The following is a 25,437-nucleotide window of genomic DNA, read 5'->3' as shown; positions in this document are numbered from 1 at the left end:
TTTTGATAATCGGCAGGCCGAACGCCATGTCCCATTATGTGATTGATGGATTTCATATATCGGGAACGTCAAAGGATCAATGGCCTTTGCATGGACGGTTAAAATAGGACGGCGCAAGGCACCGCCTCTCGTCGCACTTTGAAACGAATGGCCTTGACACAATGTTCATATTTCGCGACAGCATCCCAACATATAGAAAAGAGGATGCCTTCAACGGTCGCATGTCGATCAAAAACAACGGCTTTCTAACATTTCTATTGTGCCGCATCCGCTGGAGATAGTTGCCGACGAGTCGGCCGCCCATCGCAACGGACTGCCGAATATCTAGTGTTCTGGGAGAATACCGTGCCTGTTTCTCGTTTCCATTCCATGCCGTCGCGGGCATCCGCTGCGTCGCTTCTGGTCATTGCCGCGCTGACGATCACGCCTGCTGCATTTGCGCAGGATGTCGCCGCGCAGGCGGATGACAGCGCCGCTCAGGACATTGTCGTCACCGGCATCCGCAGCAGCCTTCAGGGCGCACTGACTGCCAAGCGCAATGCACCTCAGGTTCTGGACGCGATCTCGGCGGAGGATATCGGCAAGTTCCCCGACAAGAATGTCGGTGAAGCGTTACAGCGTGTTACCGGTGTGCAGATTTCCCGGTCGGGTGGCGAAGGGACAGGTGTTTCCATCCGCGGTGCCGAGCCATCGCTCAACCGCGTCGAGATCAACGGAACCACCGCGCTGTCGACTACCGTCGGCGGCGGTCGCGACGTCGACTTCCGTGACCTTCCGTCCGAGTTCGTCAACCGCCTGGAAGTCGTGAAATCAGCCACCGCAGACATGACCGAGGGCGGCGTCGGCGGTACCGTGCGCGTCATTACGCGCCGTCCGTTCGACAATGGCGGCAAGCCTTACCTCGCGGGTTCGGCCCAGGCGATCTATGCCGACATCGGCGATCATATGGACCCCCGCCTGGCGTTGATCGGCAGCGATACCTTCGCGAACGGCACCATCGGCGTTTTGGTGTCCGGTACGTTCGAAAACCGCAATGTCGAAACGCATGATGCCCGGACGACCGGTTGGCGGCAGATCGATAGTGATCTATCGACGCCGGGCAACCAGCCCTATGACCTGAACAACGATGGCGTTGGCGATTTCTTCCCCGACATTCCACGCTATGTCATCAACCGGCTGGAAACGCGCCGCTATGCGTTGAACGGCATTCTCGAATGGCGTCCGAGCGATGATTTCAAGGCTTATGTAGAAAGCAACTGGACCCGCTCGAAGCAGTCGGTAACGTCGCAATATCTCCAGACCGGCACCACTGGCGGCTTGCTGGACCTGTCGAAGACCGTCATCGGACCGGATAACACCGTCCAGCATCTGGAAATGACGAACAATACGGCGCTGCCCGTCGCACAGCAGCTCGGTGTGTCTTATCGCAACATTCTGGGCGACATCACCCGCACCACCTATAATGTCGCGCTGGGTGCGGAATGGACGACCGGCAAGTTGACGTTGACCCCGAAAATCTCCTATTCGAAGGCCAAGGCCTATAATAACGAGATCAACGCAACCGCCTCTGTTCTGGGCATGTCCAGCCTGATCGTCGATTATGCGAACGGCCAGCAGGCGCCGCAGATCATCCTGCCGAACGATCCGACCACCACGGCCGGCATCAACCAACTTACCGTGCAGCGTCGTCCCCGTTACGATGACCAGGCAGAGAAGATGGCGAAGCTGGATGCCGAATACGCGCCGGATGGCGGCCCGTTCACGTCGTTCAAGGTCGGCGCGCAATATCGCGACCTGACCGTCAAGAGCCGACTCTACAATCGCACGACGACGCTTGACGGGTTCAGCAACCTTGCCGTCCGCAACCAGATTCAGGGTATCGTCGGCGGCAACGCAGCGCTGGGCACCTCGCCCTTCTTCAACACCGGCGATCTGGGTTTCAGCAACGGCTACACGGGCTGGCTGAACATGACCCAGGGTGTTGCCGATGCGGTCGGCATCCCCGATCCCTTCGCGCCGGGTGGTTGCCCGACCAGCGCGGATGGCACTTGCCAGACCTACACGGATACGTGGCAGGTGAAGGAGCGGAACATTGCCGGCTTTGCACAGGCCGCCTTTGCCTTTGATGTCGGCGCCATCCCTGTCAGCGGCGTGTTTGGCGCACGCGTTGTCAATACGAAGGTCGATACGTCGGGCTTCCAGAGCGCGGGGCTGGTGATCAGCCCGGTCGCGTTCGGCAGCAAGAGCACCGAGTTCCTGCCGTCGATCAATCTAAAAGCAGAACTAATCCCCAACAAGCTTCAAGCGCGCCTGACCGCTACCGAAGTGATGGCACGCCCACTGCCGCAACAGCTTGCGCCGCGCTTTACGCTCGATGTCGTCGGTCTGACCGGGTCGCGTGGCAATCCCGATCTGCAACCATATCGAGCGCGGCAATATGACGCAGGCCTGGAATATTACATCAACAAGACCAGCTTCGCATCGGTGACGTATTTCCGAAAGGAAATCAGCTCATTCATCGAAAATACCGTTGAACGATATCAGGACCCCGCGACCGGAACGGTCTATGCGATCACTTTCCCCGTCTCGAACGACCAGAAGGTGACGATCAACGGCGTGGAGGCCGGAACGCAGATCGCGTTTGATTTCATCAATGCGCCGGTCATCAAAAATATGGGGGTGATCGCCAACTACACCTTCCAGAAGGATAGCGGTTATAACGGCGTCGACACCTTCACGAAGGAATCGCTGCCGTTCCAAGGGCTGTCGCGGCACAGCTATAACCTCTCCGCTTATTATGAGGATGACGTGGTTAGCCTGCGTGGGTCGTATAACTGGCGATCCAAATATCTGATCGCGGCATCAGGCCGGGGCGGCAATCCAGAGTTCGGCGAGGCCTTCGGTCAGTTCGATGCCTCGCTCAACGTCACGCTGATGCCGGGTCTCTCGTTGTTCCTTGAAGGCGTCAACCTGCTCGATGCCACCCGCAAGGAAAATGCCAACAGCGTGTATCGCCGCACGATCATCGAAACCTATGGTCGCCGCGTCTATGGCGGCATCCGCTTCAAGCTCTAATCGTTCCTCCCTCGGTCCGGCGGTGTCGGACCGAATTTCCTGCGGCTGCGAAGTTCGGCCCGACATTCACTGTCTAACCGGCTTCGCAGCTTCCTTTTGGCCACAGGACTTCGCCCAAGGGATGTTGAACAGACGCCTGTTGATCGCTTCACTCGCCGCCATGCCTGTCGCCGCTCAGGCGCGGTCCCGGCCAAGGGGTGACGATTTTCGCGACGGTCTTGGCCAATGGCAACTGGAGGCCGATGGCGCCGCGACCGTCACCGCGCAGGGCGGGGTGCTTGACATCGTCGCGCCCAGGGGGCTGACGCTCTGGTACAAAACATCCCTCAAAGGTCGGGTCGCCATTGCCTATGACGTCCGCGTTGTTTCTGCGGGCGGCCCGCATGATGAAGTAAGCGACGTGAATGCCTTCTGGATGGCAACCGATCCCGCCGCGCCCGGCGGCTCGGCCCTCGCTCGTCCGCGCAGCGGCAAGTTCGAGGAGTATGACACACTCCGTACTTATTATATTGGCATTGGCGGCAACCGGAATACGACCACACGGATGCGTCGCTATGTCGGTCGTCCCGGTGATCGCCCTTTGCTGCCCGAGCATGACCGTCCGGCAAAAGCCGATATGTTGGAACCCAACCGCTGGTTCCACCTCGCCCTGATCGCCGATGGCCACCGCATCACCGTGGAGCGCGACGGCGCGCTGCTGTTCGAGATGAACGACCCAACCCCCTATCGAAGCGGCCATTTCGGCATTCGCACCACGCAGAGCCATATCCAGGTCCGCAACCTCACCATCACCAGTATCTAACCAGAAAAGCAAAAAGGGAGAGCCAGCGATGAACAAGGAAACCCCGGTCAACAGTGGGATTAACCGTCGCGACAGCCTGCGCCTCGGGCTGCTGGGCGGCGCGATTGCGCTACTGCCAGCGTCAGCGCGCGCAGCCGCTGTACGTGGTGGACCGTTGCCGCAGACACCGGTTCGCTGGATCGATGACGCCGCGCCCTCGCTATCGCTTGGTCAGACCTTCGGTGTGCCATGGCCGCGTGGCATGCTGAAGGGTGGAAAGGCGCTTACGGTGCGCGACGCGGATGGCAAGGCCGTTCCCTCACAGCACTGGACCCTTGCCACTTGGCCCGACGGCTCCGCCAAATGGACCGCCCATGCGCTTCCCGCAGTCGCCGACAGCGCGGGTAGCTACAGCGTCGCCCCAGGCGCGCCCGCTCGTCCGGATACGCCCGTACTTATCCGCGAAACTACCGATGCGATCAGCATCACCATTGGCCGCCTGCAATGGACGATCGGCCGCTCCGGCAATGCCATTATCCGGTCCGCCACGCGCGGTAGCCGCCGTATCATGGGCGCGCTCACGCTGGTCGCCCAGGTTGACGATGCACCGCAGGGGGGCAAGCGTACCGCCTTCACCGGTCGCATCGACAAAGCGACCGTGGAGCAAAAAGGCCCCGTCCGCGCAGTCGTGAAGATTGAGGGCGTGCATGCGGGCGCAGGCCGCCAGTGGTTGCCCTTCACCATCCGCCTCTACGCCTTTGCGGGTGGCGATCATCTGCGCGTCGTTCACAGCTTCATCTTCGATGGCGACCCAGCGAAGGATTTCGTCAGCGGCATTGGTCTGGAAGCCGCCGTGCCGATGACTGGCGCGCCCCACGATCGCCATGTGCGGCTCGCCACTACCGAAGGCCATCTTTTTGCCGAAGCGGTGCGCCCGCTGACCGGCCTGCGTCGCGATCCGGGCAAAGCCGTTCGCGAGGCCCAGATTGCAGGCCGCACGGTGCCGATGGAGGCGGTATCTCCCAATGTCCGGGGCCTGATTGATCGCATCCCGACCTGGGGTGACTTCACCCTCAGCCAGCCGACCGCCGATGGCTTCACCATCGTCAAGCGCACGCAGGACGGGCAGGCATGGATCGACTCCACCGCTGGCATCCGCTCGCTGGGCCTTGGCTATATCGGCGGGCCGCAGGGCGGCGTCGCGCTCGCCACCCGCTATTTCTGGGAGCGGCATCCGGGGCAGATCAACATCCGCCGTGCCGATACGGACGAAGCTGCGCTCACCGCCTGGCTCTGGTCGCCGGACGCGCCGCCGATGGACATGCGCCCCTATCGCGACGTCATGGGAATGGAGGAATATGATGCCCAGAATGAAGGACTGGACATCACCTATGAGGATTATGAGCCCGGCTGGGACAGTTCCACCGGCGTCGCCCGCACCAGCGAACTGACCCTCTGGGCGCTTGATGCCACGCCGGACGCCGATAGGCTGGCAGCGATGGCGAAGGCGAACGCCACGCCGCCGCAACTGATGGTGACGCCGGAACGCATCCACATGGCGCAGGTATTGGGTCCGTGGGCGCTCCCCGATCGCTCGACGCCGCTCAAAGCACGGATCGAGGATCAGAACGCTAACCTCGTCGATTTTTATGCGGGCGAGGTCGATCGGCGTAGCTGGTATGGCTTCTGGAACCATGGCGACGTCATGCACACCTATGACAGCGACCGGCACCAGTGGCGCTACGACATTGGTGGTTATGCGTGGGACAATAGCGAACTCTCGCCCGACCTTTGGCTCTGGTACAGTGTATTGCGGACCGGGAACGCCACCGCCTTCCGCTTTGCCGAGGCGATGACGCGGCATACCGGAGAGGTCGACGTCTATCATATGGGCCGCTTCGTCGGCATGGGCACCCGCCACGGCGTCCAACACTGGAGCGACAGCAGCAAACAACCACGCGTCAGCAACGTCATGTATCGCCGCGCCTTCTATTATCTCACCGGCGGCGATGAGCGGGTCGGCGACCTGATGCGCACGCTGCTCCCCTCCGATCACACGCTCCAGACGGTCGAAATCGGCCGCAAGGTGCCGGGCGCGGAAAAGAAGATTCTGCCCGATGGCGTCATCGACCTCAGCTTTGGCACCATGTGGTGTTCGGTCGCCTCGGCCTGGCTCACGGAATGGGAGCGCACAGGCGACACGCGCTGGCGTGATCGGCTGATCGCGGGCATGGATAGTATCGGTCGGCTCAAATATGGCTGGTTGGCAGGCAGCGCGCCCTATGACCTGAAATCCGGGCGTTTCACGGGGCCGGGGGACAAGATATCCATCTCGCACCTCAACGCCGTTTTCGGCGCGGTGGAAGTGAATGCGGAATTGTTCCAACTGCTGGACGTACCCCGCTACCGCACGGCCTGGCTCGACTATTGCCGCTGGTTCAACGCCTCACCTGAAGAGTGGAAAGTGCAGTTCAACCTTCCTTATGGCCGTCGAAATCTTCAGGAGGGGCATTCGCGCCTCACCGCGTTTCTGGCCCGTGAAACGGGCGACAAGGCGATGGCCCAACGCGCATGGAAGGAATTCCTCTCCGGCGAAGCGGGGCTTGGCCTCTCTACCGGCGATCCCCGGATCGAGGTGAAGGGAGCGGGACTCAACGGTCGGGTCATCGAATGGCCAAACGTCTCGACCAATGCGGCAGCACAGTGGGGCCTTGCCGCCATCGAAAATCTCGCCCTGATCCCGGACGCCCTTGGCGACGGGGCAGGGGCATGACGAAAGTAGCACGCATGAAATATGCTTTCCTGGCCACATTGGCCCTGACCGCCACGACCCTCTCCACACCCGCGCTCCACGCAGAACCGGCAAAGCAGTGGGTGGATCAGTTGACCGGCCACCGCATCCTGCGGATTAGCAGGGAAGCGGGCAGCGCCAGCCTCTATTTCCACCAGAACAGCTATACGCCGCAGGGTGACAAGATGGTCATCTCCGTCCCCAATGGCATTTCAGTGGTGACACTGACCGACTGGAACGTGACGCCGCTGGTCAAGGGCAAGGATCTGCAACTGCTCTTCACTGGGCGCAAGACGCGCACGGCTTATTACGCCAGCCACGGCCGCAATGACGGGGGAGGGGCGACCACCATCTTCGCTGCCGACATCGACAGCGGTAAGGTCCGCAAGATTGCAACGGTTGCCCGTGGCTCGATCGGTTCGATCAACGCGGACGAGACGCTGTTGCTGGGCCAATGGGCGGCGAGCGACAAGCCTCTCCAGCCCGACGGCACACAAAAGCAGGGCGGTCCCGAAATCCGCCAGCAATTCGGTCAGGCGAGCTATGCAGCCAATGGCCCGGACGGAAAGCCATTGAGCTTTGCGGAGGCCAAGGAAGTGCGCCTCAACGAACGGCTGGAGGCGAAAATTCCGATGGAGATCTTCACCATCGACATCCGCACCGGCGCACGCAAGGTCGTCGTGGCCTCGACCGACTGGCTGAACCATGTCCAGTTCTCACCGACCGATCCCACGCTCATCATGTATTGCCATGAAGGGCCATGGCACAAGGTTGATCGCATCTGGACCGTTCGCACCGACGGCAGCCAGAATATGCTGATCCACAAGCGCACGATGAACATGGAAATTGCGGGCCACGAGTTCTTCTCGCCCGATGGCAAGTGGATCTGGTACGATCTGCAAACCCCACGCGGCGAGGATTTCTGGCTGGCGGGCTACGAACTGTCGACCGGCAAGCGCAAATGGTACCATGTCGATCGCAATATGTGGTCGGTCCATTATTATCAGTCGCCCGATCTGAAGCGTTTTTCCGGCGACGGCGGGGACAGTGAGATGGTCGCCCATGCCCCTGATGGTAAATATCTCTACCTCTTTACGCCCAAGGATGTGCCCGACGTCGCCGGTATCCATGCCGACGACAGCGAGCATCTGATCTCACCCGGCACATTCGAGGCGGACAAGATCGTCGACATGCGAAAACATGATTATCGCCTGGAACCCAACATCACCTTCACCCCGGATAACAAATGGATGATCTTCCGCTCCAACATGGAGGGGGAGAACCACATTTATGCTGTGGAAGTGAACAAGGGCGTAGCGGCGGTCAACTGATGTAGATGCATCCTTAACAACAGCGACGCGATGTGCAGAAAGAGGGTGTGGACCAAAACGGTCCGCGCCCTCTTCTCATTGGGAAGCAGCTTTTTTCTGGTTGATATGCGACGGTCGCACAATCCACATTCGCTCGTCCGCTTTTACCTCAGTGCTGGATGCAATGCGAATGATATGCTTGCACATCATTTTTGTGGCGGGTGAAGCGGAGAAATGCTATCTGGCTGTAACGGCACAAGACCGTGAGGAGAGGCCATGTCAAAGATTGATGAATATGCAAACCGGTGTTGCATCGCAATGTCGGCGATATTCGTTTCTTACATCGCCTACGTCCATCTCTTTTAAAGCGAACGCCCCACCTAATTGGTACGCAGCGGTCGGGCTGCTTCCAAGGGGCGAGCCGGAGCGCTTTATTTCTCCGTGTCGGGAGAGGTGTCCCATGGCGTCATGGCCGGGGCTGTCTCAGACACGTTGGGCATAGCGACGCGCAGCGTGACGATTGGGGGGGACAGCAGATATGGAACCCCTTCATGGCCGGTTTCGCGCTGTGCAGTTACAGTCGGCAGCGCTGCCCCGACCACGTGAAGAACTGGGCTGGGCGCCGCGCGGCGATCGGTTGGACATATTGGAGGAATGCCGCAATCCCGTCTATGCGAAGGACGGAACTCGAGCGCTTCCATCCTGGGTTCATTCGCCCGTGCCAAGCTGAATATGCCGTCCAGCGGCGCAAGGGCGAAAATGACAACGGCATCATAGAGATTGTGGGCATCTGCAAGGATGTCATATGCAAGCGAACCACTTGACCAAATTCAACACTTGTTGAATAATGCTTGTCATGAGTGCTTGTCTCCAATCGATGGCTTCTTCTGGCTTGCTGACGGAAAGTTCTGTGTCGGGCGCGAGGCCGGCGGCGAGTGTAGCCTTCTTTCCATGGGGCCTGCCGACGTTGGGCGGCGCGTGTTCGTGGATCAACAAGAACAGAGAGATGTCGAATGTCACATGATATTGTCGTGGTAGGTGCCGGTAGCAATTCGCTGCTTTGCGCCTTTCGAGACGAAGGATGGCTGGGCGGTGGACAAGCAAAAGGCCGGTGATGCCCTGTTCGATTGGTTCAGCAAGTTCACGAAGAATATCGACCACTCAAAAATACTCGGCCGCCTCATCGAATGCCCGCCGGATCATGCCGCGCACAACCGGATCATGAAAAAGGGTTATATCATGGGCGTCGCGATGACGGCCAACCAATTGATGGGCGCGCGACCGACGCCGGAATTGTCGCAATATAAAATTCCGGGGATCGAGGGGTTGTTCCTGACGGGTTGCACCACCCATCCGGGCGGGCTGGCGACGCTGGGCGGACGGGCGTCGGCGATGAAGATCTACAAGGATTTCGGCATCCCGTACCAGAAGGGCTTCGTGAGCTGGTGAGCCGCCGACGCGATACATTTTGAGAGGAACCGCAATCATGCAACTTCTGACCAAAGACTATGAGAATCTGATGACCGTCGAGAAGATCGAGCGCGAGGGAAGCGAGTTGATCATTCACGGGGAAATCATGGGTACGCGCCGGTTCGGGCCGTCCTGACACCAGGTGAAGCACGCAAGGCATTCAAGTTGCTGGACCTGAAAACGATGCTGTTCATAGCCTCACTGCTGTTCCGCAAGGATCGGAAGGCTTGATCGGCACCCTCGTATCGCATCAAAAATGCATACAGTATGCTTGCGAATTATATTTAAGCATCCTATAGGCGCGAAGGAGCGCGGCCAGACAGAGCCGACAACAGTAAGGAGAGCCGATGTCCGAGGTTCTGGAACAGATTCAGACCGCCTTTGCCGCCGACCAGGAGCGCGGTTTCAAGAAGGTTTCCACCGTCGCCGATCTGCCACGCAGCTATGAGGAGTTGACGGAGGAGTGGTTGACGGAGGCGCTGTGTAGCGGCGTCAGCGGTGCCAGGGTCACGTCCCTTGTGCTTGGTCCACCGGACAATGGATCATCTAATCGGCGTCGCATCACGGTCGGCTATAACGCGGCTGGTGCCGCCGCTGGCCTGCCTGAGCATATATTCTGCAAGGCTTCCCATGATCTCGCCAATCGCATGGTGCTGGGCGTATCTGGCGGCGCCAAGGGCGAGGTTAATTTCTACAATCTTTTCCGACCCCATGTGCAGATGGAAGTGCCCGTTGCCCATTTTGCGGCATGGAATGAGATATCGTGCAATTCACTCATCATTTTGGGCGATCTGACCGACACAGTGCAGTCCTTCTGCGACGACAGGACAGCTATGAGCCGGGAAAGGGCTGAGAGCCAGATGCGACTGCTCGCCCGGCTTCACGCCTCGGGCTACGCCGAGGCTGAAGTGAAGCGAAACCTGGACCAGATGCCGACCTGGGAGAATTTCTATCGTCGGTCCTGCGACTTCGGGTTGGAATCGGGCGTGCGAAAAGCCTTCCATGAGGCGCGCGACGTCCTGCCGGCATCCATCTATGCGACGGGTGAAGACGGGATGTGGGATCGTATGATGCAGTCGGTGGCTCGTCACGCGGAGTTTCCGCGCACGATCACCCATGGCGATGTGCATCTGAAAAACTGGTACGTCGCCGGGAACGGCGAAATGGGCCTGAGCGACTGGCAGTGCTCGAATATCGGGCATTGGTCGCGCGATCTGATCTATACGATCGCGACCGCGCTGACGATCGAGGATCGCCGGAAGTGGGAACGGGACCTTATCTCCTATTATCTGGAAGAACTGGCGCGTCATGGTGGACCGAAAGTGTCGATGGACGAAGCCTGGCTACACTGTCGGCAGCAATTGTGGACGGCGCTGAGTTGGTGGCTTGTGACACTCTGCCCACCCGAGGGGCTGCCGGACATGCAGCCGCGCGACACGACGATTGAATTCCTCACGCGGATCAGCACCGCAATGGACGACGCCGGTTCGGCCACCGCTTTCAACTGAAGGACGGCTGGTGAAAGGGGGAAATGATGACTTATCCGACGATCAGTCCTAGGGCGCAACGCTTCATGCTATGGTGGGGCTGGGTGATGATGATCGCTTTCGGCCTGTCCTACTGGCTGCTGATCCGCCTGCTGCCGCTCAATCCGGCAACGGATACGGCTGCGCAGGTCGCCGCTTTCTATCAGGCAAACAGCCTGTCGATCCGGATTGGTGCGGTCATCTGTTCATGGTGCGCGGCCTTCGCAATCCCCATCTATGTCGTGCTCGTCGCCCAATCCGTACGGCTGGAGAAGGGCATTCCGATCTGGTCGATATTGCAGTTCGGCGGCGGGATGATGATGACGATCTTCCTAGTGCTGCCACCCCTGTTCTGGGGCGTGGCGGCGTTCAGCCCTGATCGGCCGCCGGAAATCACGCTGTTGATGCATGAACTGGCCAATTTGACGCTGGTGACGACCGACCAGTTCTTCATTTTCAACATGGTGCCGATCGCCTATCTGGCATTGTCGCGGCGCGGTCATCCGCTCAATCCCTTCCCGCGCTGGTACGGCTATTATGTCGTCTGGACGGCCCTGATGTTCGAGATCGGCGCCTTTGCCCTTCTGCCGCGCACCGGGCCATTCGCCTGGAACGGGCTTCTGACCTACTGGATACCTTTTTCCATTTTTGGCATCTGGATGACGATGACGTTGGTGGTCTTGCTTCGCGCGATCCGGCAGCAAGAGGCGATGAGCGCCAGCGATGGCTGAGGCCAAACGTGTTCCGGGCGAAGCCGGGATCTGGGTTCTCATTGGCGGCGACCTGCTGGTCTTCTCGCTCTTCTTCCTGATTTTCACTCATTATCGTGGGCAGCAGCCTGAAATGTTCGCGCGGTCCCATGAGACGCTGAATGGCGGCATCGGCCTGGCCAACACCATCATCCTGCTCACGAGTAGCTTGTTCGTTGCTCTTGGCGTCCGCCGGGTACGCGATGACCGGCCAGGCGGGGCGACACTGTTCCGGTGCGCCCTTGTGTGCGGAGCGATTTTTACAGCGCTCAAAGCCGTCGAATATGGCGAGAAGATTGGTCACGGCATCACGCCGTTGACCAATGATTTCTACATATACTATTTCGCGTTTACGGGCATCCACCTCGCCCATGTACTGATCGGGTCCGCAGGGCTGATCTATATGGCTGCCGTTGCAATGGGTCGTCCCCCTTCAACGACCCGTACAATGATCATCGAATGTGGCGCCATCTTCTGGCACCTCGTCGATCTGCTCTGGATTATGCTCTTTGCGCTCTTCTATCTGGCGGGTAGCCATGGATAGGGGGGATCGGCGGCTCATATTCTGGTGGGCCGTACTGTTGGTGCTGACACTGCTCTCTTTCGAAAGTGGCGTCCAATGGCTTGATCAGGCAGGCATTGTGACGGCCATCGTCATTATCATCGCCCTCGTCAAAATCCGTGTCGTCATCCTGTACTTCATGGAGGTTTCAGAGGCGCCCCTGGCATTGCGGGCACCATTGGAACTGTGGGTGCTTGCGCTCGGGGCCGCGATTCTGACGCTCTGGTATGGCGTCTTCGCCTAGAAGTTGAAGTTATAGCCGAATTTATAGACGTTCGGCACGCGCATCAGGAAGAAGTCGAGCAATCCCGGCAGCGCGCCCGCGTCGCGTTTCATCACTGGTGCTGAAATCGTCATCGACAATGGCGCTATCGTCACGCCGTTCGATTAACCCCTTAACCCCTTAACCCCTTAACTCATTATCAAAGATCTGCGATTTCATGCTGTGCTTCCCCCTCTATATCGCCTGCTGTCACGCCGCGTTGCGCAGGGCTGCATCCTCCAGGATCAGTTCGGCTGCGCGCCAGCCGGTCGCCATGGCGGGACCGTTGGTGTTGCCCGAAATCAACCCCGGCATGATCGAGCAGTCGACGACGCGCAGGCCATGGACACCGCGCACGCGGGCGCGTTCGTCCACCACCGACTGTTCGTCGCGGCCCATACGGCAGCTGCGGACCGCATGGGTGCCGCACAGCGCGATCTGACGGATGATGGCCAGAATCTGCCCATCGGTTACATGAGCAGCGCCGGGGGACACTTCGATCCCGACATAGGGCGCGAGCGCGGGCTGCTGAACATAGGCCCGGATATAGCGGACCAGTTCGATCGCAGCGCGCTGGTCATGGTCGCTCGACAGCCAGTTGGGCGTGATGGAGAGCGGCGCATCGGGATCGGCATCACTGATTTCCAGCGTGCCTTCGCTGTCGAGGCCGATCAACTGGGCAGTAAAGCTCACGCCCGGTTCGCGCTCGACCGCCTGCATCGGCGCGACTGTATCCTTGTCCTTTTCCTCGGGGATGTCGAGCGTCCAGCCGCTGATATACAATTGAGCATTGGGGCGAGGTTCGTCCGGATTAGTCTTGATGAAGGCGCCGACTTCCATGGCGCCGTTGGAAAGCGGGCCGGTCTTGAACATCAGATATTGCGCGACGCTGGCGGCAAGGCCCAAGCCACGCAGGCGATGGTTGATGCCCTTTTCGCCGCCCTTAAGGCGATAGCTGGCGATCATGCCAAGATGTTCGAGGATGCGGCGACCAACATCGGGGCTGTCGTGGATCACCTCTATCCCGTGCTGACGCAGCAAGGCGGCGGGACCGATGCCCGACAGTTGCAACAGCTTGGGCGAGCCGATGGTGCCCGCACTCAGGATGATTTCGCCGTGGCAGGCATAGGTGACGGGGTGGCCAGCGACGCGGCATTCGACCCCGGCCGCCCGCTTGCCGTCGAACCGGATGCGGTCGACATAGACATTCGTGACTACGTACAGATTGGGGCGGTGGCGTACCGGATCGAGGAAGGCGATGGCGGAACTTTGCCGCCGCCCGTCCTTGATATTGTAGCAATAATAGCCGACGCCTTCCTGATCCTCGCGGTTGAGGTCTTCGTGATGATGGGGCAGTCCCATCTGGACGCCGGCCTCGATCGCCTTTTCGGCAAGTGGATAGCGCAGCTTGTTGGTGCAGATATGGACCGGACCGCCGACCCCGCGCACGCCGTCATCACCGAGTTCATGGTCCTCGATCGCGCGATAGCTTTGCTTCATCTGCGCCCATGACCAGCTGGACCCGGCTTCGCGCTCCCAGATGTCGAAATCCTGTGGTTGTCCGCGCACATAGATCATGCCGTTGATAGCGGAGGAACCGCCCAGGCCACGGCCGCGCTGCCAGACTTCTGATGGCGCTTCGGCAGGGCCGACGGGATAGGTCCAGGCATAATCGGGGTCAGTGACGAGCTTGCCGATGCCCTTGGGCATGTTGACGAGGAAGGTCTTATTCTCTCCGCCGGCCTCCAGCAGTAGCACCTTATGCGCCGGGTTTTGCGATAGGCGGTTGGCGAGCACGCAGCCTGCGGACCCTGCGCCGATGATGATATAGTCGTAGCTGGCGGTCATGCTTTGTCTTTCTGCTCAGGCCGCGACGGTTTGCTTGTCGCTGGTTCGGGTGACGCGCAGCGGCAGGTCGCTCAGCGCATGGAAGGCGAAGAGGGGATCGTATCGGACATCCGCCTGCGGGACGGCCAGTTCCACGGTTTCGAAATCGGCGATCCAGTGACGGACGGCGGCCACCAGTTCGGCCCGCGCCAGAAAGCTGCCGACGCAATGGTGGATGCCCATGCCGAAGGTGATGTGGGATCGCTTGTTCTTGCGATCGAGGTCAATGACCTGCGCGTCCCCAAACGCTGTTTCGTCCTGGCCTGCCGAGGCCCAGAGCAGGAAGACCGCCGACCCTTTGGGAATAGTGACGCCATCGATTTCCGTGTCGGCCGTGGTCGTGCGCGGGGTCGTCACGGCCGGGGCGTGGACGCGCAGGATTTCCTCGACATAATCGGGGATACGCGCCGGGTCGGCTTTCAACGCGGCCCAGAGGTCGGGCCGGGTCGCCAGCACATACATGGCTGAGGATAATGCGTTACGCGTCGTCTCGTTGCCCGCGATGGTCAGAACATGCGCCATCGACAGTTTTTCCTCGATCGACAGCGGACGCCCATCAATATCGGCATGGGCGATGGCGCTCAGCAGCGTATCTGCGGGCGCACTCTGATAGCGGTGCATATGCTCGGCGAGATAATGATAGCCCTCGACCACCGTGTGCGTGGCCTCCATCGCCCGCTCGGTCGAATGGGTGGGATCGACGAGAAAGGTGAACTCATCCGAGAAATGCTTGATGAAGGTCGCGTCCGAATAGGGCAGGCCCAGGATCATGCAGATGAGCTGGAGCGTCAGCGGCACCGAGAAGGCTTCGACGAAATTGACCCGTTCGCCCGAGGGCAGGGCAGCCATCAACCGGCCGATGATGGCGTCGATCTCCGGCTCCAGGTCGACAACGCGCTTGCGGGTCAGGGCGGCTTCGGCGATGCGGCGATATTGCAGCGATGATGGCGGGTCGCTGGTCTGGAGCGTATAGACCACCTTGTAGCCGCTGGTTGCGAATATGTCCGCAATGGCGGGTTCAAACTGGCCCCAGCGCCAGACGGACGGAACCGGATTGCTGGAGAAGAGAGCGGTGTCCCGCGCGATTGCCTCGACATCCTTCTTGCGTGAGACGACGAAGACGGGAACCGGGCTGGGGATGGGCAGTCGTATGACGGGCGCCTCCCGCCGCATCAGCGACCAACCCGGCCCCGGATCGGACAGATGCGCCGGATCGAAGGGGTTGAAGGTGGCGATTTCGCCCTGCCGCGCGGTCATGCAACGGCCTTTTCGCCAGAGGAACCAAGAATGCGTTCGCCGGGGTCGAAATCCAGAGACAGCCCGCCGATGCAATGGAACAGCAGGCTCGGCAGATAGTCGGTCTGGCTGCCCGCACCGATGCGGATATTTTTCAGACGCGACAGAAGGCGAGGGAAGGCCAGCGCCAGTTCCTTGCGAGCCAGCATCTGGCCCAGACAGCGATGCATGCTGGGCGCACCGAAAGCGATGTGCGTGCGGGCATTTTTCCGCCTTATGTCGAAACGATCGGGTTTCTCGAACCGCTGGGGATCGCGATTGCCGCCATCATAGCGCAGCAGCAGGGTCGCACCAGCGGGAATGGCGACGCCACCCAACTCCGTGTCGTGCCGCGCGATCCGCCACATGGACGATGCTGGGGTTTCGTAGCGCAGGATTTCCTCGATCGCATTGTCGATGAGCGATGGATCGTCGATCAGCGCCTGCAACTGCTCGGGGTGCCGCAGCAATTGCACCATGCCGCTCATCAGCGTGTTACGTGTCGTCTCATTCCCGGCGACCGACGTTTCAAAGGCAAGGGCTGCCGCTTCGTCATCGGTCAGCGGAGCAACCCCGTCGAGACGGATGGTGACGAGATTGGAGATCAGGTCATCGCGTGGTTCGATCCGGCGGGCGGCGACCATGTCCTTGATGTAACGGCGGAACTCGACCATCAGCCACGCAGCTTCCACTTCCTGCTCGCGCGTGCCCATGCGCCCGACGACGGTGATGACCGCATCCGACCATAGTTTGACCTTGTCATATTTGTCGCGAGGCAGGCCCAATATGTCGGCGATGATGTAGGTGGGCAGCAGGACGGCGAAGCGATCGACAAAATCCACGGTACCATCCGCGATGAAGTCGTCGATCAACTCATCGATCAATCGGCCGATCGTTTCCTCCATATACGCGACCCGGCCCGTCGCGAACACCGCGTTCACCAACGCCCGATATCGCTTGTGGTCGGGGTCGTCGGTGGTGAGGAGGAGCGTCGCTTCCAGCGGCGCGCTGGCCAGGATGTTCGCGACCTCCGGATCGGCGCCGCCGCCGGCCATCAGCAAATGGCCGAAGCGGTTGGAGAAATCCTCGGTCCGCCGCGCGACCTGTTCAATCAGTTTGATGTCGGTGACGATCAATATCTCGCGACCGGCTGGATCGACCGTGCGCGTGATCGGCCTTTCGACGCGCATCTGTGCCATCATAGGAAACGGATTGGCCAGCGTATCGCGATCGTAAAAGGTGTGGGCGGCGGTTTGTGCGCGCATCTTGGCCTCTCCTGTCAGTCGTTGAAGAAGGCATATGTCCGAGGCATAACCCGGTCGTGCCCACCTTCATGCCGAACCGCGCTCTTGGCGGTCACTTATCGGAAGAGAGCTTAGCGTTGACTATGGTATGCTGCAATACCATATGTTTGATTGTTAGTTTCTCTGCCAATATCATCCTAAAGGCGCCCGTCCCATGAATCCTGCACACGACGAACATCACCTTCGGGCGCAAGGCGCGCAGCAGCGCTTTGTCCTGCCCGCCGATGCGCGTCAGGTCATCCTGGTCCGTCATGGTTCGAGCACGGGAGCTACAACCCATGTCGTAGAACTGGGCGAACTGACGATCAGCAATCCGCCGCTGACCGAGGATGGAGAGCGACAGGCCGAGGCCGTGGCCCGTGCGCTTGAACGCGAGGCCATCACGGCCATTACCGTTACCCCATTGCAGCGCACGCAGCAGACGGCGGCTCCACTGGCACGAGTGGCGGGCATCGCGCCGCAATGCATTGAAAATCTTCGCGAAGTGCATCTGGGTGATTGGGAACATAGTTTCTACGATCATGCCACCGCCGGGCACCCGCTCGTCTCCCGCATGTTCGTTGAGGAAAGCTGGGACGTCATTCCCAATGCTGAAAGCAGCATGCATTTCGCCGAGCGTGTCAGGCGGGGCTTGGGTGAGGTGTGTGCCATTGTCGACGCAGGCGAAACGGCCGTAGTTTTCAGCCATGCCGCGACAATTGCGGAAATCTGTCGCCAGGCAACGGGCAGTCGCTCCTTCGCGTTCATGGCCACGGAAAATGCGTCGATTTCGCGGCTCATCATCGGCCGGAACGGGGAGTGGAAGCTGCGCAGCTTCAACGAAGTAGCGCATCTGTTGGTGTGAGCAGCAGGAGGCTGTCTATATTTCACGGCTTGCAAATTAATATTGTGCTAGCATACCATTTATAGCATGGGTCGCTTCAAATCTTGATGGAGAGACTCTGTATGAAACACCATATTCTTCTTGCCGCTACCCTTGCTCTCCTGTCTGCCGGGGGCGTCATTGCCGCACCGCTGGATATTCCCCGCAATGCGAAAGTCATTTCCTCGGATGGCGCGACGCTGGGTAAAGTGGACCGCGTTCTTATCGCCAACGACAATGTGACCGGTGTGCAACTGATCCTGGGTAGCAAGATGGTTGTTATTCCAGGCGATACGCTGTCGGTAGAGGACGGCAGCGTGAAGACGACGCTGTCGCGTAAGGATGTGCGCGCGCTGCATTGATCGATGTGGCGCGCCAGCGGCCTCCACCGTCAGCGCCAGTTATGCCTGTTATGATGCCGGATTCGGGCGTTGGGCTAGCAAATGGGTGGCGCTCTGCTTTTTTGGTGATGGAGCTTCGAGCGAGGGCACGTTCCATGAGGCGCTCAATATTGCGTCGATCTGGAAGTTGCCGGTCGTCTATTTCTGCGAGAATAATGGCTATGCCATATCGACCCCGGCGAGCGAGACGGTTTCCGTCCCCGACATTGCGGTGCGTGCGGCGGGCTATGCCATGCCCGGTCATGTCGTTGACGGGCAGGATGTGATGGCGGTCTATGATATCACAGCGGTGGCAGTTGCGCGGGCACGGGCGGGTGGGGGCCAAGTCTGATCGAGGCCAAAACCTATCGCTTCGATGAGCATGCGATTGGCCTCAACCATCTAAACTATCGGTCGGCCGAGGAAATCGAACTTTGGCGTACCCGCGACCCGCTGACATTGTTTCGCGAACGGTTGATCGCGGGAGGAAGTTTTGCAATCGAAGTGCTGGACGCCATTGCCGGGCAGGTAAGGGGAGAGGTCGCCGCAGCCGTGCGCTTTGGTCTTGAAAGCCCTCATCCCGATCCGGCCGAAGCCTTCCACCATGTGTTTTGTCGATCCGATCTTGCCGCTCGATCATCGCACGACGGAGGGGTTTTGATGCCGCGGGTCAATTTCCTGACGCAGAATCTTTACGGGTCATCGGGTGGTCTACTGGAGGAGTTTGGGGCCGAACGGGTGCTGGACGTGCCGTTGGCGGAGGCCGGAGTAGTCGGCACGGCGGCAGGGGCGGCGATGGTAGGAATGCGGCCGGTGGTCGACATAACCATCTCGCCTTTTCTCTATCAGGCCTGCGATCAGATCATAAGCATCGCGGCCAATTCCCGCTACATCTATGGCGGGCAGACCTCGGTGCCGATGGTGATCCGTGCCTGCATGTTCTACAATGGCGGCAGCGCGGCTCAGCATAGCGATCGGCCTTATGCAATGTTCATGGGCATCCCCGGATTGAAAATCGTGGTGCCGTCCGATGCGCAGGATGCCAAGGCATTGCTGAAAGCATCGATCCGCGACGACGATCCGGTGCTGTTCTTCGAAGATTTCAACTTGTGGGGATCGGCGATGCGCTTGCCCGACGTCGACGACATCGTGCTGCCGGTGGGGACAGTAATTGCCTCGATAACGCATAATTAAGGCACTTTGGCTTGATTAAATTCATCACCTGATGAAAAATACTCGGCATGAATGAAAGAGATGCGCCTGTAGAATCCCGGCCACCGCGGCGGCGTGGGCGGCCGCGGGCGGAAAATACAGACGGCGCTTCGGTATTCGAAACGCTGATAGACATAGCGACGGTACAATTTGCAGCCAAGGGGTTTGCCGCGGTGGGTGTGCGGCAGATCGCAACTGAAGCCGGTGTAGATGCGGCGATGATCGCGCATCATTTCGGATCAAAGCTACAGTTGTGGCAAGCGGTGGTCGATCGGTTGTCGCAGCGGCTGGTCAGTGGGCTGGAAGGGCTGCCAATGGAGATCCAACCGGACACGAATGCGGCAGGGCGGCTGGACATGGTGATCGGACAGATCATCGACTTACTGTGCGATGCTCCGGAACTGGCCGCCTTCATCCTGCGTGAGGTTGTGCTGGAGAATGAACGGTCGGAAGACAGTTATACGCGGCTGGCAAAGCCGATCCACGATCGGCTGCGACCCATACTAGCCGACTATATCGCGACCTATGGAGGGCATGCGGACATCGACTATCTGTTCGTGGCCCTCAATGGCGCGATCGTCGTCAGTGTGGCGACCCGTCCGCTGTTGGGCCGGATCGCGGCGGCACCACCAGATGACCGGGCGTTTCGGGATCGGCTGAAAGCCACATTGTCGACGCGGATGGTGGCGGGGCTGGGCAATGTGGCTGGTGCGTCGATTTAGAGGGGGTTTCTTGCCATAATCCCGGAATACGGATTATGTTCCTGCCATTTAGAGAAGTCACAATTTCTGCCATATAGAAATGTCACACGTTGAGGAAAGCAGGGGCTGCGTGGAGCCCTCGGGATAGCGCAGCGCAGACCCTGCTGATGCGCTGATCTTGGGGTAGTGGCCATGGACCCGCTGCCCTGCAGTGGGCCCGGTCATGTCCTCTGCACGAACCTGAGCGTGCCGCGTTCGTGCAACGCCTCATCACTGAGCCTGGGACCGCGCTTGAGCTTCGAGCCGCCCAGTTTGCGGCGATCGATCTTCGCGGGTGGTTCCGGCTCGGGGAACAGATGCATGGGTTGGTCACGGCGGGCAGGGGCGTCATTGTTGCGTTTGCGATGATGCGGCATGATCGCCTGCATCTGCCGGGCCAGCAGCAACGCTGCGTCCAGATGCTTGTTCTCGACAATGGCAGGCTGGTTCACCTGCCGCATCTTGTCGAACTGACGATAGGGCAGGACATGGCCCTCATGCTCGATCTCCAGTCGACCGTCGGGATATTCGCAGACCGTCACCCGCTTGCGCGCCAGCTTTTCGCTGACATCGTTCGGCTCCAGGATGAACATCGCCTTGTTGTAGTGCAGCGTCAGCGCTGCCGTCACCGTTCGCTGCTCCCGCCAGACCATGATCGAGCGCAGATCGTCATGCGGTGCAAGCGGGCGGTGCAGATCGCGGACATCGAAGGCAGGGCGGGCAAACCGCTCGTTGTGCCTGGCCATATAACTGTCGAGGAAAGCGTTTGCGTCCGCGATCGACGAGATACCCTCCAGTCGCATCGCTTTCACCAGGCGATCCTGCAAGGTGGCGTTGGCCCGCTCGACGCGGCCCTTGGCCTGTGGCGAGTTGGCGCAGATGATCTCGATGTTCAGGGCATCCAGCGCACGGCCAAAATGCGTCATCCCGTCGCCACGCGCGGCGCTGGCCCGCGCGTTCCGGAAAACACTGTGCTTGTCGGAATAAAAGGCCACCGGCTTGCCGTGCCGTTCGATATACGCGCGGGTCGCCTCCATGTAAGCGAAGGTGCTCTCGCTCTCGACCATCCTGAGGTGCATCAGTTCGCTGGTCGCGTCGTCGATATAGACCAGCAATGTGCATTGCGGGCCGCGGTCTTCGAACCACCAATGTTTTGAGCCGTCGATCTGGATCAGTTCGCCCCGACAATCCCGGCGGTAGCGCGGCTGATATGGGCGAGGACGGCGAGCCTGACGATCCTTCCAAATCCCGGCCTCGATCATCATCTGCCGCAGCTTCTCACGCGAAATCCGGAGATCATGCCGTTCGGCCAAATACTCCGCAGCCAATGTAGGCCCAAAATCATGATAATGGGTCCGAACCAGTGCGACAATCTGATCTCTGATGGCATCATCCAAGCGCCGGTTACTTGGTCGACCACGGCGGCGCGACAAAAGCCCGGATGATCCATCGTCAAGGTAACGCGTCAGCAGTCGATGGGCGTGGCGGCGGCTGACGCTCATCAGCCTTGCGGCCTGGGTGACGGTCATGCGACCTGAAACCACATGCATCAGCGTCTCGACCCGCGAAAGCTCCTCGGTACTCATACGCAACACCGCCATGCTCAATACCTCCGAACAGCCGGAGGGCACGGTAGCCCAAGTGAGACATCTCTACTTTGCGCAACTGTGACATTTGAACGTTGCTGCTACAGATTAATTATTCGATAATATATATTATGTTAAATTTATATGATTGCGCGCTTGGCAGCTCCATCCGCCCAATCCCAATCAGTTCTCCATGATCCGGCTGTGTTTCGCCGTGTCCCGCATCCGAACATAGACGATGAGCGAAATGCCGATCATCACGGATACATAGATGTAAAACGCCTGTTCCATCCCTGCCTGTTTGAACCATAAGGCGACCAACTCAGCAGTGCCGCCAAACAGCGTGTTCGCCAATGCGTAAGGCAGTGCCACGCCCAGCGCGCGGATATGGGCGGGAAATAATTCCGCCTTCACCACAGCATTGATCGACGTATAGCCCGTAACGATAACCAGCCCAATCATCACCAGCAGACCGGCTATTATAGGATTGTCGACCGTCTCCAGCGCGACGAAGATCGGATAGGTGCAAATCACGCCCAGCACGCCAAAGCCCACCATCAGCGGCTTGCGCCCGATCCGATCGGACAAGGCGCCTGCCACGGGTTGCAATAACATGAAAAGAAACAATGTTACTGCATTGATTTGCGATGCAGTTTCCCGATCAAGACCGGTCGTGTTGACCAGGAATTTCTGCATGTAGATCGAGTATGCATAGAAGGCGATCGTGCCACCTGCGGTCAGCAACATCACCGTCATCGTTTCCCGCGGATGGTTACGGATCAGTTCGAAAAAGCCCGATTTTGGCGCGCCTTCAGCCTTGGCGACCGCAAAGCTCTGCGTTTCCGCCAGGCCCCGGCGCAACCAGAAAACGACAACGGCAAGGCCACCGCCGATGACAAAGGGGATACGCCATCCCCAGGCGTCGAGGCTGGCTTCGCTCATCGCCGCCTGAAGTATCAACAATACACAGATGGCGACCAACTGTCCGGCGATCAATGTCACATACTGGAAGCTGGAAAAGAAGCCGCGTCGACTCTTGCCCGCCATCTCCGACAGATAAGTCGCGCTGGCGCCATACTCGCCTCCGATCGAAAGCCCCTGCATCAACCGCGCGATTACCAGCAGTGTCGGCGCGAAGACGCCGATTGTTTCATAACCCGGCGTCACGGCGATCAGCAGCGACCCCCCGCACATCAGCGAGACGGACAGGGTAAGGCCACTCTTCCGTCCATGGCGATCGGCATAGACGCCCATCAGCCAGGCACCGATCGGCCGCATCAAAAATCCGACGGCGAACACCCCTGCCGCCCCCAAAAGTTCCGCCGTCGGGTCATCGCTGGGGAAAAAATGCGGCGCGAAATAGAGGGTGAAGGCCGCATAGGTATACCAGTCATACCATTCCACCAGATTGCCGGTGGAACCGCCAATGATCGCCTTCAGCCGTTCGCGCTGGTCGGGTGGACCAATATGTCCATGAGGGGTCATGGCGTCAGCACCATCTCGCCATTCTGCACACCCCAGCTTTTCAGGCGGGAGAGCATGTTCATGCCGATCACATTAATCTCTCCGAATGCGGGGGACACGACGACTGGCAGGTCGCTGGCACGGATCGGCCCCAAGGACAGGGTCGCGACGCTGGCGCGATGCGCCTCAACCTGACCATTGGCGGTCTGCATAACCATGGGAATGCCGGTCGCATCGACATTCAGGCCAGCGGCCTTCGCCGCCCCTTCGGACAAGGCGGTCACGCTGGCCCCGCTGTCGATCAGGAAGCGTGTCGGGGTGCCGTTAAGGGCGCCGTCAACCCAATAATGGCCGTCAGATGATATAGCGATGCGGAGCGCCTGCCCCTCCGTTTGCTGGTTTGGAGTGCCGGTTACTTCGGACTGAACCCGGTCCTTCACCATTCCCAGTTCCCGGCGATAGCTGAACAGTGTCAGGACGACGCAAAAGATCACTACCCAAGCGAGCAACATGCCAAGCAGGCTGCCCAACCGCATCCGCCGCCCGATCAATGCGGACCCCACCAGTATGAGCGCCAATATGTACCAGAGGCTGCCCATCGCCTGATCGGTGCTCAATTCCATCAGCGCCCCTCGTTTGTCATGGCAGATTCACTATCTGGCCATCATAGCCCGGCTCGACACCCGCAGGGAGCGTCTGGCAGAGCGTGGCATAGTCCATGCTCTGATCCATATGCGTGAGGATGGCGCGTTTGGGCTGTGCCGCCGCGATCGCGTCCAACGTCAACGCGAGATGGGGATGTGAGGGATGCGGGCGAGCGCGCAAAGCATCGACGATCCATAGGTCGACACTATCGTAGAGAGCCAGCATGTCCGGGGTCATGGCATGAAAATCAGTGGCATAAGCAACATTTATCTCACCATGACTGAACCGAAAGCCTGTCGAATATATGCTCCCATGCGGCTGATCCACGCAGGTGATGGCGATGTCGCCGATGATCAGACTATCAGGCAGGATATGCCCTGCAATCGTGGGGGGATAGTCCTTTGTTCCTTCAAATGCATAGTCGAAGCGCCGCTTCAGCAATGCCATCGTCGGCGCGCGGCCATAACCGGGCATGGGGCTTTTTCGATGATGATAGAGTTGGCGCACATCGTCGATACCGTGGCTGTGATCGGCATGATCGTGCGTCCATAATATGGCGTCGATGTCGATGACATCGGCCGCCAACAATTGGGCGCGCATGTCTGGAGAGGTGTCGACCAAGAGCCGTGTCGTGGGACTTTCGACCAGGATCGACACACGAGTACGACGGTTGCATGGGTGCGTCGGATCGCAATCACCCCAGTCGTTGCCGATCCGGGGAACGCCCGACGATGTGCCGCTACCCAGGATGGTGACGCGCAGGGTCATGCAGCGGGTGGCGCCGGAATCTTGGTAAAAAGGGCGTGGAAATTCGCGGTTGTGGCTGCCGCCAGCGCATCCATGCTCTCACCGCGCAGATTGGCGAGGAAACGCGCGGTGTCCGCAACATAAGCAGGTTCACAGGGCCTGCCGCGATGCGGGATAGGTGCAAGAAATGGGGAATCCGTTTCCACCAGCAGGCGATCGGCCGGCAAGCGGGTTGCTGTTTCCTGCAAATCCTTTGCATTCTTGAAGGTGACGATGCCAGAAATGGAGATGTAGAATCCCAGCGCCATCGCCTGATCGGCAAAGGCACCGCTGGCGGTAAAACAGTGGATGACGCCGCTATAGCCCCCCTCCTCCATCTCTTCGCGCATGATGCCGATCGTGTCGGCTTCCGCCTCGCGCGTGTGGACGATCAGCGGCAGGCCGGTCGACCGAGCTGCGGCGATGTGCGACCGAAAGCTCTTTTGCTGGCGATCGCGATCGCTATGGTCGTAATAATAATCAAGGCCGGTTTCGCCAATACCGACGACGCGCGGATGCTGAGCGCGCTCGACCAGCTTGGCGGTGTCGATATGGGGATGCTCGTCGGCTTCGTGCGGATGGATGCCCACGGTGGCCCAGACATCAGGCGCGCGCAGCGCCGTGCTCAGAACATCGTCCCATTCGCTCTCACGCGTCGCTATATTGAGCATCAGGCCAACGCCAGCATCTCGCGCACGTTGCAACACATTGGCCTGATCTTCAATCAATCCCTTGTAATTCAAGTGACAATGGCTGTCGATCAACATGGC

The 25,437-nt window shown here is 59.6% G+C and carries 23 protein-coding genes and 2 pseudogenes; 16 read left to right on the top strand and 9 right to left on the bottom strand.

Going from position 1 to position 25,437, the window contains the following annotated elements:
* Positions 1–345: 345 nt before the first annotated feature.
* From WFR25_RS13455 to WFR25_RS13435, 6 genes and pseudogenes are all read left to right on the top strand, one after another.
* On the top strand, positions 346–3,075 hold the full coding sequence (locus WFR25_RS13455; RefSeq protein WP_336971520.1) for a TonB-dependent receptor: 2,730 nt from the start codon (positions 346–348) through the stop codon (positions 3,073–3,075).
* A gap of 121 nt (positions 3,076–3,196) precedes the next feature.
* The gene (locus WFR25_RS13450) at positions 3,197–3,877 is read left to right on the top strand and encodes a DUF6250 domain-containing protein (RefSeq protein WP_336971519.1); all 681 of its coding nucleotides are present in this window, start codon (positions 3,197–3,199) and stop codon (positions 3,875–3,877) included.
* A gap of 28 nt (positions 3,878–3,905) precedes the next feature.
* Positions 3,906–5,351: pseudogene (locus WFR25_RS26630) on the top strand (exo-rhamnogalacturonan lyase family protein); the annotation flags it as partial.
* A gap of 3 nt (positions 5,352–5,354) precedes the next feature.
* Positions 5,355–6,629, top strand: a complete 1,275-nt coding sequence (locus tag WFR25_RS26625) for an exo-rhamnogalacturonan lyase family protein (RefSeq protein ID WP_419723209.1) — start codon at positions 5,355–5,357, stop codon at positions 6,627–6,629.
* 14 nt (positions 6,630–6,643) lie between these two features.
* A complete protein-coding gene (locus WFR25_RS13440; RefSeq protein ID WP_419723208.1) occupies positions 6,644–7,978 on the top strand; it encodes an oligogalacturonate lyase family protein in 1,335 nt (444 codons plus the stop codon).
* 517 nt (positions 7,979–8,495) lie between these two features.
* Positions 8,496–8,687, top strand: coding sequence for a hypothetical protein (locus WFR25_RS13435; protein ID WP_336971514.1), 192 nt, complete (start codon positions 8,496–8,498; stop codon positions 8,685–8,687).
* A gap of 71 nt (positions 8,688–8,758) precedes the next feature.
* Here WFR25_RS13435 and WFR25_RS13430 read toward each other — a convergent pair whose 3' ends face one another.
* Positions 8,759–8,977, bottom strand: a complete 219-nt coding sequence (locus WFR25_RS13430) for a hypothetical protein (protein ID WP_336971511.1) — start codon at positions 8,975–8,977, stop codon at positions 8,759–8,761.
* A gap of 72 nt (positions 8,978–9,049) precedes the next feature.
* Here WFR25_RS13430 and WFR25_RS13425 point away from each other — a divergent pair, with 72 nt between their 5' ends.
* The 5 genes from WFR25_RS13425 (at position 9,050) to WFR25_RS13405 (ending at position 12,508) form a co-directional block, all read left to right on the top strand.
* Entirely contained in the window at positions 9,050–9,406 is a 357-nt protein-coding gene (locus tag WFR25_RS13425; RefSeq protein WP_336971510.1) for a phytoene desaturase family protein, read from the top strand.
* 368 nt (positions 9,407–9,774) lie between these two features.
* Positions 9,775–10,935: a phosphotransferase gene (locus WFR25_RS13420; RefSeq protein ID WP_336971509.1), complete on the top strand. Its 1,161-nt coding sequence runs from the start codon at positions 9,775–9,777 to the stop codon at positions 10,933–10,935.
* 23 nt (positions 10,936–10,958) lie between these two features.
* Positions 10,959–11,684, top strand: a complete 726-nt coding sequence (locus tag WFR25_RS13415; protein WP_336971508.1) for a hypothetical protein — start codon at positions 10,959–10,961, stop codon at positions 11,682–11,684.
* Positions 11,677–12,246: a cytochrome c oxidase subunit 3 gene (locus tag WFR25_RS13410; protein ID WP_336971507.1), complete on the top strand. Its 570-nt coding sequence runs from the start codon at positions 11,677–11,679 to the stop codon at positions 12,244–12,246. The genes WFR25_RS13415 and WFR25_RS13410 overlap by 8 nt, the downstream gene beginning before the upstream one ends.
* Positions 12,239–12,508 (top strand): cytochrome C oxidase subunit IV family protein, encoded by a 270-nt coding sequence (locus WFR25_RS13405; RefSeq protein ID WP_336971506.1) that lies wholly within the window; start codon positions 12,239–12,241, stop codon positions 12,506–12,508. Before WFR25_RS13410 ends, WFR25_RS13405 begins: the two co-directional genes overlap by 8 nt.
* 228 nt (positions 12,509–12,736) lie before the next feature.
* On the opposite strand, the gene WFR25_RS13400 is transcribed toward WFR25_RS13405, so the two are convergent.
* The 3 genes from WFR25_RS13400 to WFR25_RS13390 are packed head-to-tail and all read right to left on the bottom strand — an operon-like array spanning position 12,737 to position 16,953.
* Positions 12,737–14,374, bottom strand: coding sequence for a GMC family oxidoreductase (locus tag WFR25_RS13400; RefSeq protein WP_336971505.1), 1,638 nt, complete (start codon positions 14,372–14,374; stop codon positions 12,737–12,739).
* 15 nt (positions 14,375–14,389) lie between these two features.
* Complete coding sequence (locus tag WFR25_RS13395; RefSeq protein WP_336971503.1) at positions 14,390–15,670, bottom strand: cytochrome P450; 1,281 nt, start codon at positions 15,668–15,670, stop codon at positions 14,390–14,392.
* Positions 15,667–16,953 (bottom strand): cytochrome P450, encoded by a 1,287-nt coding sequence (locus tag WFR25_RS13390; protein WP_336971502.1) that lies wholly within the window; start codon positions 16,951–16,953, stop codon positions 15,667–15,669. The genes WFR25_RS13395 and WFR25_RS13390 overlap by 4 nt, the downstream gene beginning before the upstream one ends.
* 193 nt (positions 16,954–17,146) lie before the next feature.
* Between WFR25_RS13390 and WFR25_RS13385 the strand changes: the two genes are divergently transcribed.
* From WFR25_RS13385 to WFR25_RS13365, 5 genes and pseudogenes are all read left to right on the top strand, one after another.
* A complete protein-coding gene (locus WFR25_RS13385) occupies positions 17,147–17,836 on the top strand; it encodes a histidine phosphatase family protein (protein WP_336971501.1) in 690 nt (229 codons plus the stop codon).
* Between the two features lie 101 nt (positions 17,837–17,937).
* Positions 17,938–18,216 (top strand): hypothetical protein, encoded by a 279-nt coding sequence (locus WFR25_RS13380; RefSeq protein ID WP_336971500.1) that lies wholly within the window; start codon positions 17,938–17,940, stop codon positions 18,214–18,216.
* Positions 18,197–18,762 (top strand): annotated as a pseudogene (locus tag WFR25_RS26620) (thiamine pyrophosphate-dependent enzyme); the annotation flags it as partial. The gene WFR25_RS13380 and the pseudogene WFR25_RS26620, both read left to right, overlap by 20 nt.
* Positions 18,763–18,894: 132 nt before the next feature.
* On the top strand, positions 18,895–19,428 hold the full coding sequence (locus tag WFR25_RS26615) for a hypothetical protein (RefSeq protein ID WP_419723207.1): 534 nt from the start codon (positions 18,895–18,897) through the stop codon (positions 19,426–19,428).
* Between the two features lie 47 nt (positions 19,429–19,475).
* Positions 19,476–20,168: a TetR/AcrR family transcriptional regulator gene (locus WFR25_RS13365; RefSeq protein WP_336971497.1), complete on the top strand. Its 693-nt coding sequence runs from the start codon at positions 19,476–19,478 to the stop codon at positions 20,166–20,168.
* Between the two features lie 200 nt (positions 20,169–20,368).
* On the opposite strand, the gene WFR25_RS13360 is transcribed toward WFR25_RS13365, so the two are convergent.
* From WFR25_RS13360 to WFR25_RS13340, 5 genes are all read right to left on the bottom strand, one after another.
* Complete coding sequence (locus WFR25_RS13360) at positions 20,369–21,787, bottom strand: ISNCY family transposase (protein ID WP_056366771.1); 1,419 nt, start codon at positions 21,785–21,787, stop codon at positions 20,369–20,371.
* A 168-nt stretch (positions 21,788–21,955) separates the two neighbouring features.
* Complete coding sequence (locus tag WFR25_RS13355; protein ID WP_336971496.1) at positions 21,956–23,257, bottom strand: MFS transporter; 1,302 nt, start codon at positions 23,255–23,257, stop codon at positions 21,956–21,958.
* Entirely contained in the window at positions 23,254–23,859 is a 606-nt protein-coding gene (locus WFR25_RS13350) for a retropepsin-like aspartic protease family protein (RefSeq protein WP_336971494.1), read from the bottom strand. Before WFR25_RS13350 ends, WFR25_RS13355 begins: the two co-directional genes overlap by 4 nt.
* 16 nt (positions 23,860–23,875) lie before the next feature.
* Positions 23,876–24,649 carry an MBL fold metallo-hydrolase gene (locus WFR25_RS13345; protein WP_336971492.1) on the bottom strand — a complete coding sequence of 258 codons (774 nt, stop codon included), beginning with the start codon at positions 24,647–24,649 and terminating at the stop codon, positions 23,876–23,878.
* Positions 24,646–25,434 carry a TatD family hydrolase gene (locus WFR25_RS13340; protein ID WP_336971491.1) on the bottom strand — a complete coding sequence of 263 codons (789 nt, stop codon included), beginning with the start codon at positions 25,432–25,434 and terminating at the stop codon, positions 24,646–24,648. Before WFR25_RS13340 ends, WFR25_RS13345 begins: the two co-directional genes overlap by 4 nt.
* Between the last annotated feature and the right edge of the window lie 3 nt (positions 25,435–25,437).

It is taken from the genome of Sphingobium aromaticiconvertens, from assembly GCF_037154075.1.
In the GTDB taxonomy this organism is placed as follows: Bacteria; Pseudomonadota; Alphaproteobacteria; order Sphingomonadales; family Sphingomonadaceae; genus Sphingobium; species Sphingobium aromaticiconvertens.
Note: the sequence above shows the minus strand (reverse complement) of the source record. Positions and strands in the feature narration are given on the sequence as shown.

What these genes read in the sequence shown, in the direction of transcription:
- WFR25_RS13450 (WP_336971519.1), top strand. Translation starts at nt 3,197, where the DNA reads ATGTTGAACAGACGCCTGTTGATCGCTTCACTCGCCGCCATGCCTGTC.
- WFR25_RS26625 (WP_419723209.1), top strand. Translation starts at nt 5,355, where the DNA reads ATGGCGAAGGCGAACGCCACGCCGCCGCAACTGATGGTGACGCCGGAA.
- WFR25_RS13440 (WP_419723208.1), top strand. Translation starts at nt 6,644, where the DNA reads ATGAAATATGCTTTCCTGGCCACATTGGCCCTGACCGCCACGACCCTC.
- WFR25_RS13435 (WP_336971514.1), top strand. Translation starts at nt 8,496, where the DNA reads ATGGAACCCCTTCATGGCCGGTTTCGCGCTGTGCAGTTACAGTCGGCA.
- WFR25_RS13420 (WP_336971509.1), top strand. Translation starts at nt 9,775, where the DNA reads ATGTCCGAGGTTCTGGAACAGATTCAGACCGCCTTTGCCGCCGACCAG.
- WFR25_RS13415 (WP_336971508.1), top strand. Translation starts at nt 10,959, where the DNA reads ATGATGACTTATCCGACGATCAGTCCTAGGGCGCAACGCTTCATGCTA.
- WFR25_RS13410 (WP_336971507.1), top strand. Translation starts at nt 11,677, where the DNA reads ATGGCTGAGGCCAAACGTGTTCCGGGCGAAGCCGGGATCTGGGTTCTC.
- WFR25_RS13405 (WP_336971506.1), top strand. Translation starts at nt 12,239, where the DNA reads ATGGATAGGGGGGATCGGCGGCTCATATTCTGGTGGGCCGTACTGTTG.
- WFR25_RS13400 (WP_336971505.1), bottom strand. Translation starts at nt 14,374, where the DNA reads ATGACCGCCAGCTACGACTATATCATCATCGGCGCAGGGTCCGCAGGC.
- WFR25_RS13395 (WP_336971503.1), bottom strand. Translation starts at nt 15,670, where the DNA reads ATGACCGCGCGGCAGGGCGAAATCGCCACCTTCAACCCCTTCGATCCG.
- WFR25_RS13390 (WP_336971502.1), bottom strand. Translation starts at nt 16,953, where the DNA reads ATGCGCGCACAAACCGCCGCCCACACCTTTTACGATCGCGATACGCTG.
- WFR25_RS13385 (WP_336971501.1), top strand. Translation starts at nt 17,147, where the DNA reads ATGAATCCTGCACACGACGAACATCACCTTCGGGCGCAAGGCGCGCAG.
- WFR25_RS13380 (WP_336971500.1), top strand. Translation starts at nt 17,938, where the DNA reads ATGAAACACCATATTCTTCTTGCCGCTACCCTTGCTCTCCTGTCTGCC.
- WFR25_RS26615 (WP_419723207.1), top strand. Translation starts at nt 18,895, where the DNA reads ATGCCGCGGGTCAATTTCCTGACGCAGAATCTTTACGGGTCATCGGGT.
- WFR25_RS13365 (WP_336971497.1), top strand. Translation starts at nt 19,476, where the DNA reads ATGAATGAAAGAGATGCGCCTGTAGAATCCCGGCCACCGCGGCGGCGT.
- WFR25_RS13360 (WP_056366771.1), bottom strand. Translation starts at nt 21,787, where the DNA reads ATGGCGGTGTTGCGTATGAGTACCGAGGAGCTTTCGCGGGTCGAGACG.
- WFR25_RS13355 (WP_336971496.1), bottom strand. Translation starts at nt 23,257, where the DNA reads ATGACCCCTCATGGACATATTGGTCCACCCGACCAGCGCGAACGGCTG.
- WFR25_RS13350 (WP_336971494.1), bottom strand. Translation starts at nt 23,859, where the DNA reads ATGGAATTGAGCACCGATCAGGCGATGGGCAGCCTCTGGTACATATTG.
- WFR25_RS13345 (WP_336971492.1), bottom strand. Translation starts at nt 24,649, where the DNA reads ATGACCCTGCGCGTCACCATCCTGGGTAGCGGCACATCGTCGGGCGTT.
- WFR25_RS13340 (WP_336971491.1), bottom strand. Translation starts at nt 25,434, where the DNA reads ATGTTGATCGACAGCCATTGTCACTTGAATTACAAGGGATTGATTGAA.